Origin of the sequence: Amycolatopsis thermalba (genome assembly GCF_003385215.1) — a bacterium.
Classification (GTDB): Bacteria; Actinomycetota; Actinomycetes; order Mycobacteriales; family Pseudonocardiaceae; genus Amycolatopsis_E; species Amycolatopsis_E thermalba.
The window spans coordinates 51529-62800 of record NZ_PQHW01000032.1 but is presented as its reverse complement, the minus strand read 5'-3'; the positions used below and the strand labels follow the sequence as shown (position 1 = coordinate 62800).

Below are 11272 nucleotides of genomic sequence, written 5' to 3'. Positions count from 1 at the left end.
ACCATCACCACCGCACTCAACCCCACCCCCAACCCCGACTACACCCCCGTCACCCAAGGCTGGATCCCCACAAGCGAGCGAAAGCCGGAACGCCCGTGAACTGCCCACGGGCGTTCCGGCTGCGAGCCGCTTCCACCGGGTGCAGATCATGTGACCTGTTCGTGTTCCACCTTCTTGATCTCCATCTCGTGCGACGAACGAACCAGCTGTCGAACGTAGGGATCGAGATCCGCAGCGTCACCGATCATCTCGCTGAGGGACCCGGAGAACAGCATGGACCCGTGCCTCAGCACGACCACATCGTCCGCGAGTGCCCTCGCCACGGCGAGGTCGTGGGTGACGACGATGCACGCGAACTGGTACTTCTCCTGCAGGTCGAGTAGGAGGTTGATGATCTGCGCCTGTACCGAGACGTCCAGCGCGGAAGTGGGTTCGTCGCACAGCAGCACGTCGGGCGACGACGCCAAGGCGCGAGCGATGACGATCCGCTGGAGCTGACCGCCCGAGAACGCCTTGGGCCTTTCCTTGTACCGCGCCGGATCGATTCCCACCGAGGTCATCAGTTCGGCCACGCGGGCACGGCGGTCGCGCTTGCCGAGGTTCCGGAGCGGTTCCGCGACGCTCCACCCGACGCTGCGCACCGGATTCAACGCGTCGGTCGGGTTCTGGAAGACCATCTGCACCGGACTGGTGGTGCCGTGCTTGGGTGCCGTGACCTCGACGCCGCCGACCAGGACCGCTCCCTTGGTCGGTTTCTCCAGACCGGCGACGCACCGGATGAGGGTCGATTTGCCGGCACCGCTTTCCCCGATCACCGCGGTGGTCCTGCCAGGGTCGACGGTGAACTCCACCGAGTCGAGGGCGTGGCGGACCACGCCCTTGCGGTTCCGGAAGTCCTTGGACAACGTGCTCACGTGTATCGCGGCGGCCTTGGTGTTCCTGGCGGTCAGATGTTGCACGTCCGGCCCTCCCGTCGCGGATAGTGGCACGCGTAGCCACCGTCGGGTTCGTTGGTGAACAGGGGACGTTCGATCGCGCAGCGCTCCTGGGCGTCCGGGCACCGGGGGTGGAAGGAACACCCGCGGGGCCAGTTTCCCGGCGACGGCGGCTCGCCCAGGATCACGGGCAGGCGGCTCCTGGAAGGCCGGTCGAGCGTGAGTTCGCAGCTCAGCAATGTCGCCGTGTACGGGTGCGCGGGACGGTCGATGACCGTGGTCATCGGGCCGTACTCGACCAACCTGCCAGCGTAGATGATCGCCACGCTGTCGCAGAAGCTGCTCACCAGACCGAGGTCGTGGGAGACGAGGAGCGCCGCCATCCCGGCCTCCTCGGAGATCGACCGAAGCAGTTTCAGTGCCTCGATCCGCAGGTTCGCGTCCAGCGCCGAGGTAGGCTCGTCCACCACCAGGAGGCGCGGTCTCGGCATGAGCGTCAGCGCCAGCGCGAGCCGCTGCGCCATACCTCCCGACAGTTCGTGCGGGTAGAGCTGGAACAGCTCGTCGGTGTCCGACAGGCCCAGGTACTCGCAGAGTTCACGCGCACGGTGCGTGCCCTCCTGGCGAGTCATCAGCCGCTTGTGCACCACCGATTCGACGAGTTGCCGTCCGATGCGTTGCATCGGGTCGAAGGCCGCGGCGGGGTTCTGCAACATGAGGCCGGTCGAGGTGCCGAGATGTTGCGCGATCTGGTCGGGCTCTCCCAGCGAGTACCAGGTGTGCCCGTCGAAACTGACCTTGCCGCTGGCCCGGAGCGTCTTCGGCAGCAGCCCCAGAACCGCTCGTGCTGTGAGGGTCTTGCCTGCTCCGGTCTCCCCGAGAAGACCGAGCAGGTGCCCGGGGAACACCTGGAAACTCACGCCCGAGACCAGTTTCGTTCCGCTCGGAGCGAGTATCTCGAGGTCTTGGACCTGAAGTGCGGGTGCGGTCATTCGAGGCCTCCGGAGTCGAGGTGGAACCGGTCCCGTAGTCCGTCACCGATCAGGTTGGCCGAGACGACGAGCAGAATGATCACGAGACCGGGCACGGTGGCGATCCACCAGGAACCGACCAGTTGGTCCCTGCCCTGCGAGATCATGTAACCGAGGCTGGCGGTGGGGGGTTGGAAGCCGAGTCCGAGGAAGGACAGTGCGCTTTCCGACAGTACGACGAACCCGATGTGCAGGGACGCGTAGACGATGATGGGGGTCGCTGCGGCGGGGATCAGGTGTCCGAAGAGAATGCCGATCCGCCGGGTCCCGGCCAAGCGAGCGGCGGCGACGTACCCCCGCTCCCGGTCGACGAGCACATTCGCCCTGACCAGTCGTGCGTAGGGCACCCACCCGACCGACGAAAGCAGGACGACCATCGTGGCGTAGCTCGGCTGGATGAACATCGATGCGGCCAGGAATATCAGTAGCGGAGGGACGGCGAGTTGCAGGTCGACCAGTCGCATCAGGACGGCGTCCACCCACCCGCCCATGTACGCGGCGTAGGCACCGATCAAGACGCCGACGAACGCACTGATCAGGACCACCATGAGCGCGACGGTCAGCGAGGTCGCCACGCCGTACGCGCACCAAGCCAGCAAATCGCGTCCGAGGACGTCCGTGCCCAGAACGTGACCTCCCGACATCGGCGGAAGGTAGGACTCCGCGAGGTTCTGCGCATTGGGGTCGATCGGCAGGACACGTGCGACGACAGCGCCGAAGGCGAGCGCGCCGAGGAGCGTCGCACCGGCCCGCAACGAAGCACCACCGGGACGTGCACGGCGCCGGGTGGCCGGTTTGCCCGTGAGCAGGTTCATGCTTTCACCATCCGGACGCGAGGATCACTGATGAGGATGAAGATGTCCGAGATCAGGTTGAGCAGCACGTAGAAGGCCGCGACCATGATGATGGTCGCCTGGACCACCGCGAAGTCGCGAGTGAGGACGGCCGAAATCATCAGGTTGCCGATTCCCGGCCAGGAGAAGATCGTCTCGACGATGACGCACGCCGAGATCAGGTAACCCAGCTGGAGCGCGGTGAAGTTCACGCTGGGGCCGAGCATGTTCCGGAGCGCGTGGCGGTAGACGATCACGCGTTCACTCAAACCGCGCGCCCGCATGGCCTCCACGAAGTCGTTTCCGAGGACGTCGAGCATCTGCCCGCGGAACACGCGGTACAGCGTCGGAACTGTGGGCAATGCGAGGGTCACCACCGGCAGGACGATCGATGAGACATTGTAGAAACCAAAACTCGGCAGCAGCTGAAGATTCGCCGAGAACACGAGGATGAGCATCAGCCCGAGCCAGAATTCGGGCATGCCCTGCAGAGCCCCGATCGTGCGCCGGATGAAGCGGTCTGCCCACGACTCGCGATGACGCGCGCTGAAAATGGTCAACATGAGCGCCAGGATGGCGGCGAGCAGGATGGCCAGGACCACCAGTATCAAGGTGTTCGGGAAGGCCGTGACCACCTCGCCCATCGCGTCGGAACTGGTTCGGTACGATGTTCCGAAGTCGCCTTGAAAAATTCCGCCCAGGTAATGCAGGAATCGCGTGAGTAGAGGTTTGTCGTAGCCGAGCTCGGCGTTGAGCGCGGCACGTGCCTCAGCGGTCATCTGCGGCCCACCGATGACATCCGCCGGCCGGCCGATGGTGTTGGTCAGTAGGAAGCTGATGACAACCGCACCAAATACGACGACGATGCTCTGCAGCAACCGGTTGATGATGAATCGGGTGATCACAGGGCCCGCTTCCCTTCGCTGTCGACGGTTACTGGCTGAGGAAGACCTGGCCGAACCTGGGCTGGAAGCCGTCCTTCGGCGCGCTGTAGCCCTGAACCGCGCTGGAGTACGCATCGACCTGGATCGAGTTGTAGAGCGGGATGGCGGGCAGCTGTTGCGCGAACAGTTCCTGCATGTCGGCGAGGAGCTGAAGACGTTCGGGCCCGTCCGGCGTGGTCAGCATCCTCGTGTTGAGGTCGTTCATCGCGTCGAACTCGGAGGTTCGCTGGAAGTACTTCGTCGCGAAGAAGAGGGGGCCGCCCGTCAACCACCCGAGTTCGCCGGCCACAGCGTGGTAGGGCTTCTGCTTCGGGTCAACGATGACCTTGGTGACCTCGGCGAAAGGAATCTGCGTTGCCTTCATGTTCACGCCGATCTGGGACAGCATGCCACTGATCGCCTGCTCGACCCGGCCGATGTTCTCGCCCAGTTCGGGGGACCACACCGCCTCGAGCTCGACCGGAGCCGGCAGACCGCTCTGAGCGAGGAGCTGCCGGGCCTTGTCCAGGTCGTAGGGGTACTGGGTGGTCGGCTGCCGGTAACCGTAAACGCCTTCCGGCAGGATGTTGTCCTGCCGTTTTCCGACTCCGCGGAGGATCGACTTCACGATCGCTTCCTTGTCGATGGCGTGCGCTATCGCGCGGCGCAGCGCCACGTTGTCCACGGGTTGGTGCTTGGTGAAGATGATCAGCTGCCCCACCCGCCACAACGGCTTTTCGGTGACGGTGAGGTTGGAGGCCGTACGCAGGGCGCCGGCGTCGCTCGGTGGAACGTTGTACACCAGATCCACGCTCCCGGATCGGAGTGCCGCGACACGGGCGGATGCGTCGGGGATGATCTGGAATTGCAGACCTTCCAGATACGGTCCGGGACCGCGGTACTGGCGGTTGGCGGTCAGCACGATGCTCTTCGCCGTCGTGTAACTCTCGAACCGGAACGGTCCGGTCCCGGTCGGGGTCTTGTTCACCGCTTCGGGCCCGCGGTCGACGAGGTTCGGCGAGATCATGCGGATCAGCGTCGCGTTTCGGCCCATGTCCGGGAAGCTCGCCGGGCTGCTGATGCGGATCACGCGTGGATCAGTGTCGTCGTACGTGGCGTTGGGCGGGAGCAGGACCGCCCATTGTGCGCCGGACCTCGAGTAGTACTGGAACGTCTTCTTCACCGCCGACGACGTGAGGGGCGCCCCGTCGTGGAACGTGATGCCGTCCTTGAGGTAGAACGTCCACTGCCGACCGTCGGGAGAGGACTCCCAGCGGTCGGCCAGCACGCCGACCAGTTCCGATGTGTCGCCGTTGAAGCCGAGCAAGCTCTCGTAGATGTTGTGCGAGATGATCGGGAGTGAGACCGCGTTTCCCGCGAGGGACGGGTCGAGACTCGTCGGATCCCCGAGGTGGGCGACACGGAGGGTTCCGGTCGGCTGCGTCGGAGGCTGGCCACCGTTCGCGGCGGGCCCTTGCGATCCGACGGAACACCCGCCCAGTAGTGGGACGCCGGCGGACAGTCCGAGAGCGGTCGCGGCGGCGTACCGGAGTGTTTCGCGCCGGGTCAAGTAACGGGTCGTGGTCGTGCGTTCCTTGGACATGGTGAGACCTGTTCGTCGAGGGGATCAGGCGTCCGCGGGGGTTGAGTGCGGTGGTGATGGTGGAGTCGAAGTCGTGTTGGGGGTGGTAGTCGAGGAGTTGGGTGGCTTTGTGGGTGGAGAGTTCGAAGGCGAGGGTGGCGGGCATGTGGGCGGTGAGCAGGTCGAGGTTGTAGTGCTTGGCGATGACGGTGGCGCCTTCGGTGAAGGTGGTGGTGTGGGGTCCGACGATGTTGAAGTCCTGGTTGAGGGCGTTGGGGTGGTTGATGGCGGTCAGGGTTCCGGCGACGGTGTCGCGCACGTCGGAGGTGTGGATGGCCCAGGGGCGGCCGTCGGGGCCGGTGAGGGCGAGTGCGGGGTTGTCGTCGCGGTGGCCGATCTGGTCGTCCAGGGCGCCGAGGAAGTCGTGCCCGCCGGCCAGTAGTTGCCACAGGTTGCTGCGGCGGCCGGCCGCGGTGTGGGTGGCCAGGAACCCGCGGACCCAGTCCAGGCGGAACAGCGCGACGGCTTCGTTGGGTGCCAGCACGGATCCGTAGCGCAGGATGGTGTAGTCGAGCCCGTGCAGCTTGTGGTAGTTGCGCACGAGCTGCTCGCACAGCACCTTGGAGGTTCCGTAGTAGTCACCCGGGTACTGCGGGTGGTCCTCGGTGATCGGTTCCCGTGGTGCGTGCGCCGGGTCGTAGGTGTTGTCGGTGCTGGCGTAGACGAACTGGCGCACCGGAACCGGCTGCGCCACCGCGGCCTCCAGCAACCGCAACGTGCCCAACACGTTGATGTCGTAGTACCGCTCCACCGACGTCTCACCCAGCACCATCTGCGCCGCCAGATGCACCACCACATCCACACCCGACACCGCCCGCGCCAACGCCGCCGCATCGGTCAACGACGCCTCCACCACCTCCACACCCGACACCGAAAAACACTCGTCGGGCATGACCATCCCCCGGACGCTGAACCCCCGCGTGAGGGCCGCCTTCGCGAGCGTCGAACCGACCCGGCCGGATGCGCCGGTGATGAGAATCTTTGTCACGAGCCACCTCGTCAAAAAGTTGTCTGATGGTTACCTGGCCGAGACAGTGGCCACGAACCCGCGGAATCCGCGGCTCCCGGACCCGGTAGGAGCGGATATGAAATGCCAGTGCCGTCTGATGGAACACAGGGTGAATCGTGTGGAAGGTGCTGTCAAGTGCCGCGGGCGGCGCGGGGAACCCCGCCGCTGGGCAACCCTGCGAGGGTGGTCTGTGCATCGATGGTTCCACGGTTCGCCTTGTGAAGAAGCTAGTTTGTCTGTTGAAATGACCGTGAGTGGCGAGACCGGAGTGGCGGAGGTGTTCCGGATGGACGGTCCGAGGCCGGGGTGGGCGACACCCGCGCGGGAGCCGGTCGCTCTCGTGACGGGAGCCTCGCGGGGGATCGGGGCAGCCACCGCGCGCAGGCTGGCCGCCGATGGGATGGCGGTGGTCGTGAACAGTTTCCCCAGTGAGCCGATGATCAGGCTGGCGAAACAGGTCGCCGAAGAAATCCATGAAGCCGGTGGACGGGCCCTGGTCCTGCCGGCCGACGTCGCCGACCCCGCACAGGTCGAAGCCATGTTCGACGAATGCGAGGGCGAGTTCGGCGCTGTCACGACGCTGGTCCTGAACGCTGCGACCACCGTCCGGCACGCGTGGACGGAGATCAGTGTCGGGGAGTGGAACGAGATCCTCGCGGTCAACCTGACCGCGGGCTTCCTGTGCTGCCGGCGGGCCTTCCGCGAGCGCGGTGCGCCCGGTAGCAGTGTGGTCGTCGTGAGTAGTGTCCTCGCGCAGACTGGCGCGCCCAACGCGCTGCACTACGGCACCACGAAGGCAGGCCTGCTCGGATTCACCCGATCGCTCGCGCGGGAACTGGGCCCCTCGGGTGTTCGGGTCAACTGCGTACTGCCCGGCGCCATCAAGACCGAGGAGGAGCAGGAGTCGTTCGACGAGCAGGATCTCGATCGCACAGTGCTCGCGCACCAGATTTTGCAGCGGCGCGGATCGCCGGAAGATGTCGCGAACGTCGTGGGTTTCCTGGCCGGTGCGGACAGTGCTTTCCTCACGGGGCAAGCGATCCGCGTTGACGGCGGCTGGACGATGGTGTGAATTCCGCTTTGCGTGCCCGGGGTGAAAACCGCTGCCTTCGACACGTCGTCGCGATCACTTGTAATGTCACGCTCCGACACCCATAATTCAGCACGCCTGGCGGGAACGAGTGGCAGTGGGAAGTGCTCGGGTGTCCTGGTTGCTGTGCACCGACCCGTCGACGTGTTTTCGCGACGAGGATTCCAATTTATGCCAGGTCAAATTGATGTCGCTGCCGGACCCGTTCCCGAACTCATTCCGCGACCGCGGAAACTGACCGCCGCGAATGGGCGGCCCACCTTCCCCTGTTCTGCCTTCGGCGGATTGGAGATCCCGGTCGCGCTTGCTCCGTGGGCGGAGCACGTGCAGGGCGTCCTCGGAACAACGGAAGTGGCGGATGGCTTCCCGCCGCGCATTTCCTTCGAGCCGGCGGCGTTGCCCGCCGAGAATTACCGTCTTGCGATCCGAGCAGATTCGGTTCGGGTGGAGTTCGCGGATCCGCGAGGTGCGCTGCACGCCGTGCGAACCCTGCTCGACCTGTGGGACGGATATCAGCGTACCGCCTTGCCGGTCCTCGACATCGAGGACGGGCCGGACCTTCCTACGCGGGGCGTCTTCATCGAGTCGTTCACGGGTACCGACCGCATGGATCTGCCCGACTGGCGGGACCTCATCGACCGTTTGGCCCAGCTCAAGCTGAACACGATCGGGCTGTCGATCTACGGCTGCTGGGACATCCGGCACGGGCAACGGCCCGCCGAGTACATGTTCACCCCCTTGACCGGCTTTCCGGAGTTGGCGTCGAGTACTCGGATCACCACCTGGGACGCCGAGAAGGGCGCTGAGGTTGAACTGGAATACGTCCCGGTGATCTTCGAGAAGGACCTGTTCTCGGAAATCTGCGCCTATGCTGCGGAACGCGGCGTCGAGTTGATCCCGCACCTCGGCGGCCCCGGCCATTCCACGTTGATCCCTCGGGTCGTGCGCGTGCTGTCGGCCGTGGACTCGGATGGTACGCCGACCGGCTACGGGTACTGCGTCTCCCGGCCGGAGGCACGCAACGCGCTGGCGCGCCTGGTCCGCAATTTGGTCGACCAACACCTGCGCCCCAACGGACTTCGCCGACTCCATGTCGCCGGGGACGAGTACTATCCGATCCGCAACGTCGACCCGCGCGATCGGCAGCGGTTGGTCAGTCCGTACTGCGCATGCGAGGGTTGCCGCGACCTTTCTCCCGGACACCTCTTGATCGAGTACCTGATGCTCGTCGGAACTGTCCTCGCGGACGACGGTATCGAAATGGTCCACTGGCAGGACACGCTCGTCAGGGAAGGGGTGCTGGACGAGTACCTCGATCGAGTCGCCGAACGCGGTCTGCCCGAACCGGTGATCGTTTGGTGGAAGTACAACGATCCGGTGCCGGAGCCGCGCGCGGAGCGCACCGAGACGTGGGTGGCACCGACCACCGGGCTCTTTCCGCACCTGTTCGGACAGGATTTCACGGAGAACATCTCCACCGCGATTCGGAAAGGCGCACTCGCCGGTGCGACAGGCGTTCTCGCGTACTGGATCCCAGACCCGGCTGACCACCAGAACGTGGCTTGCCTGGCCGATCTGGCGTGGAACTCGTCGGGCTCGGCCGGCGCAGCCGGGTTCCGCCCTAGGTGGGCCAGGTATGTGTCGCCGTGCTCGTCCGCCGAAGCGGAGCAGGCTTTCTCCTTGGCGGGCACCATTACGGCTTCGTATCCATCCATGATGTACGTGGTCGACCAAGTACTTCCCTATTTCGCGGATTCCGGAGTACCGGGATCCCGGTACCCGGATGACCAGCTTCGCGCGTTTTCAGTGACGCAGCCGCCGCTCGCCGAGGCGTTGCGCCAGATCGCGGCCACGCTGCGCGAGGCGATCACCCTCATGCCGTCGGGAAGAGAGGTCAGGTTCTGGCCGAACCCGGTCCAACAGTGGCGTGACGAGACACACCGGACTGCGGCATCCCTCGAACTCTTCCTCGATGTGCTGGCTCTCACGTATCACCACGGGGACGACCGGGAAGAAACGGCGGAGGTGACCCGGAAAGCGCATGCGCTGTTGAGACACGTGAGCCGTTCGAAGCCCGCCTACCTGGCTCCGGCGGCGTTGCGCGAGCACTGGCTCTTCGTGAAGGAGATAGGGCCGTCCGTGCGGCGGCTCCGAGAGGCCCCTGGTGTCGGACCGCGTGGATCCTGGCACCCCTGGATCGTGTGAGGGTGAGGCTGTGCCGAGTGAAGGCGTCGTCTGGCTACGGGGTGGCCTGGTAGTCGACGGTACTGGTGGACCGCCGGTCGAAGGGGATGTTGGCATTCGAGCCGACCGCATCCTCGAGGTGGTTCCCGGTGGTGTTCCTCCCGGCACCGCAGGGGACGAAGTCGACTGCCGGGGCATGGTGATCACTCCTGGCTTCATCGACATCCACACCCACTCGGACGCCAGCTTCCTCCTGCACCACCAGGCGCCCAGCAAGGTCATGCAGGGTGTGACCACGGAGGTGGTCGGCAACTGCGGGTTCTCGGCATTCCCGGTTCATCCCGGCCGACGGAGCTTGCTGGAGGAGTTCCTCAAGGGCCTGGGCATACCTCGGCTGGAGACGGCGTGGGTCGATTTCGCGGGGTACGCCCGCGCTCTGGAGGACGCAGGTCCCGTCATGAACATCGCCGCGTTGGTCGGGCACGGGGCTCTGCGAATAGCCGCGATGGGGATGGGAAACACCCCTTCGACCGCGGAGGCGCGCGACACCATGTCCGTCTTGTTACGCACCGCGCTGGACCAGGGGGCATTCGGTCTGTCGACCGGGCTCACCTACGTTCCCTCCGCGTTCGCCGCGCCCGACGAACTCCACACACTCGGACGGGTGATCGCCGAGGCAGGTGCCCTCTACGCCACACATGCCCGGGTGACTGACGGGTTCGGTGCATTCGAGGAGGCGTTCGAGTTCGGCCGGCGGACAGGGGCGCGCGTGCAGTTCTCCCACATTTCCCTCAACGACCCCCGGAGCTGGGGCCGCGCTGACGACGTTCTCACGCGGTTCGAGGAGGTTGCGGGCGAAGGTGTCGACATCATGTTCGACATCTACCCCTACGACGCTTCGGCATCATCGTTGACCCAGTACTTGCCCGCCTGGCTACAAGCGGACGGGGAAGAGGCGATAGCTGTCCACTTGCGCGATGCGGCACGCCGCGAGCGTGCGCGCGCAGAACTTTCGACAGGATTGTTCGGAAGCATTCCCTGGGAATGGAGCCGGGTCCTGCTGTCGCTCACGGGGCCGGGGGATGAGGACCTGGAGGGGCTGACGGTCGAGGAGGCGGCGGACAGGGAGTCCGTGACCCCGGAGGATCTGTGCCTGCGGTTGTGCGGGCGGCACGGCAACCGCGTACAGGTGGTCCTGTTCTACCGGAGCGAAGACGACGTTCGGGCGTTCCTGCGCCACCGGATGGCTCTCATCGGGAGTGACGGTAGTGCCCTTCCGGAGTCCGCGCCTGGGCGGCCGCATCCCCGCAACTTCGGCGCTCATGCGAGATTGCTGCAGAAGTACGTGGTCGACAACCGGATGTTGAGCCTGCCGGAGGCGGTTCACAAGAGCACGCTGGCCGTTGCCGAGCGGCTCGGCCTGTCCGGCAGGGGGCGCCTGGCGTCTGGGGCGATGGCCGACATCACGGTGCTCGATCTGCCGAAGACGCGGGAAATCGCAACCTGGACGGATCCGTGTCGGGTGGCGCGCGGTGTGCGGGACGTTTGGATCAACGGAAGCAAGGTCGTCTCGGACGGTGCGCTCACCGGCGCCTGCCCGGGCCGAGTGCTGAGGCGATGAGGCG

General features: G+C 65.6%; 8 protein-coding genes and 1 pseudogene. 3 read left to right on the top strand and 6 right to left on the bottom strand.

The window, feature by feature from the left end:
* Nucleotides 1-146: 146 nt before the first annotated feature.
* The 6 genes and pseudogenes from D0D15_RS15455 to D0D15_RS37005 form a co-directional block, all read right to left on the bottom strand.
* Nucleotides 147-851, bottom strand: coding sequence for an ABC transporter ATP-binding protein (locus D0D15_RS15455; protein WP_158224488.1), 705 nt, complete (start codon nt 849-851; stop codon nt 147-149).
* A gap of 95 nt (nt 852-946) precedes the next feature.
* Complete coding sequence (locus D0D15_RS15450) at nt 947-1927, bottom strand: ABC transporter ATP-binding protein (protein WP_094009222.1); 981 nt, start codon at nt 1925-1927, stop codon at nt 947-949.
* On the bottom strand, nt 1924-2781 hold the full coding sequence (locus tag D0D15_RS15445) for an ABC transporter permease (RefSeq protein WP_094009223.1): 858 nt from the start codon (nt 2779-2781) through the stop codon (nt 1924-1926). Before D0D15_RS15445 ends, D0D15_RS15450 begins: the two co-directional genes overlap by 4 nt.
* The gene (locus D0D15_RS15440; protein WP_158224489.1) at nt 2778-3704 is read right to left on the bottom strand and encodes an ABC transporter permease; all 927 of its coding nucleotides are present in this window, start codon (nt 3702-3704) and stop codon (nt 2778-2780) included. Before D0D15_RS15440 ends, D0D15_RS15445 begins: the two co-directional genes overlap by 4 nt.
* Before the next feature lie 28 nt (nt 3705-3732).
* Entirely contained in the window at nt 3733-5325 is a 1593-nt protein-coding gene (locus tag D0D15_RS15435) for an ABC transporter substrate-binding protein (RefSeq protein WP_094009225.1), read from the bottom strand.
* Nucleotides 5326-5830: 505 nt separating this feature from the next.
* Nucleotides 5831-6352, bottom strand: a pseudogene (locus D0D15_RS37005) (NAD-dependent epimerase/dehydratase family protein); the annotation flags it as partial.
* Here D0D15_RS37005 and D0D15_RS15425 point away from each other — a divergent pair.
* From D0D15_RS15425 to D0D15_RS15415, 3 genes are all read left to right on the top strand, one after another.
* Entirely contained in the window at nt 6255-7445 is a 1191-nt protein-coding gene (locus tag D0D15_RS15425; protein WP_115944523.1) for an SDR family oxidoreductase, read from the top strand. The pseudogene D0D15_RS37005 and the gene D0D15_RS15425 overlap by 98 nt on opposite strands.
* 63 nt (nt 7446-7508) lie before the next feature.
* Nucleotides 7509-9668 carry a glycoside hydrolase family 20 zincin-like fold domain-containing protein gene (locus D0D15_RS15420; protein ID WP_094003638.1) on the top strand — a complete coding sequence of 720 codons (2160 nt, stop codon included), beginning with the start codon at nt 7509-7511 and terminating at the stop codon, nt 9666-9668.
* 10 nt (nt 9669-9678) lie between these two features.
* On the top strand, nt 9679-11268 hold the full coding sequence (locus D0D15_RS15415; RefSeq protein ID WP_143266140.1) for an N-acyl-D-amino-acid deacylase family protein: 1590 nt from the start codon (nt 9679-9681) through the stop codon (nt 11266-11268).
* Nucleotides 11269-11272: the final 4 nt, after the last annotated feature.

Bases quoted from the DNA above. Each gene is read 5' to 3' on its own strand.
- D0D15_RS15450 (WP_094009222.1), bottom strand. From the start codon at position 1,927: ATGACCGCACCCGCACTTCAGGTCCAAGACCTCGAGATACTCGCTCCG.
- D0D15_RS15445 (WP_094009223.1), bottom strand. From the start codon at position 2,781: ATGAACCTGCTCACGGGCAAACCGGCCACCCGGCGCCGTGCACGTCCC.
- D0D15_RS15435 (WP_094009225.1), bottom strand. From the start codon at position 5,325: ATGTCCAAGGAACGCACGACCACGACCCGTTACTTGACCCGGCGCGAA.
- D0D15_RS15425 (WP_115944523.1), top strand. From the start codon at position 6,255: ATGACCATCCCCCGGACGCTGAACCCCCGCGTGAGGGCCGCCTTCGCG.
- D0D15_RS15420 (WP_094003638.1), top strand. From the start codon at position 7,509: ATGTCACGCTCCGACACCCATAATTCAGCACGCCTGGCGGGAACGAGT.